General features: G+C 59.7%; 2 protein-coding genes. Both read right to left on the bottom strand.

The window, feature by feature from the left end; genetic code table 11:
• Positions 1–200, bottom strand: a 200-nt coding sequence (locus AC1D0P_RS26865) for an NAD(P)H-binding protein (protein ID WP_477679518.1), incomplete at its 3' end; no start/stop codon positions are given.
• 124 nt (positions 201–324) lie between these two features.
• Positions 325–637: LysR family transcriptional regulator substrate-binding protein (locus AC1D0P_RS26860; protein WP_477679517.1), on the bottom strand; the 313-nt coding region annotated here is incomplete at its 5' end.

Raw genomic sequence — 637 nt, 5'->3', positions numbered from 1 at the left:
GCCATGGCCACCGCCGTTTTCAGTGCCTCGGTATCGAAGACATCGACAACCACCGGGATCGCGCCGGCTTGGCGAAAGCCGTCCTGGCGGTCAGGTTTTCGCGTCGTGCCATAAACCGTAAAACCTGCCTGCACGAGCATCGGCAGCAACTTGCGTCCAATCGCGCCCGTGGCGCCGGCCAAAAAGACGGTGTCTGCCATTGCGGATTCCCCCGATTCTTCGTCTCGGCCTGGGCATATGGCCTTTCACGGAGAGCATTTCAATTTGGGCTCAAGCGTGCCGGCGCTTGCGCCTGTCACTCGCAAGCCTGCACAGGATGACGTATCACTGCTGATGCTCGCGCAACTGTTTGATGATCTCGCGCAGCCCACGTGTCAGATGTTTGTCTCGACGAATTGCCAGGCCCAACTGTCGCGTCAATGTGGGGCTTACCGGTGACGTCCTCAAACCATGGGCTCGTTCCGGCCTGAGAGCCATGGCAGGAAGCAAGGACCATCCCAATCCCGCGGAGACAAGCTCCTTTATCGCTTCCACGCTTCCAAATTCCATCTTCGGTTCAGGTCGGATTCCCGCTGCTGTGAACCAGGCGTCCGTGGCCGCGCGGGTGTTGCCGCCGTCGTAAAGCATCAGTGTCTTG

Source organism: Polaromonas sp. P1_G2 (assembly GCF_056405515.1).
The sequence above is the reverse complement of the archived record's forward strand: the minus strand, read 5'-3'. Positions and strand labels throughout refer to the sequence as shown.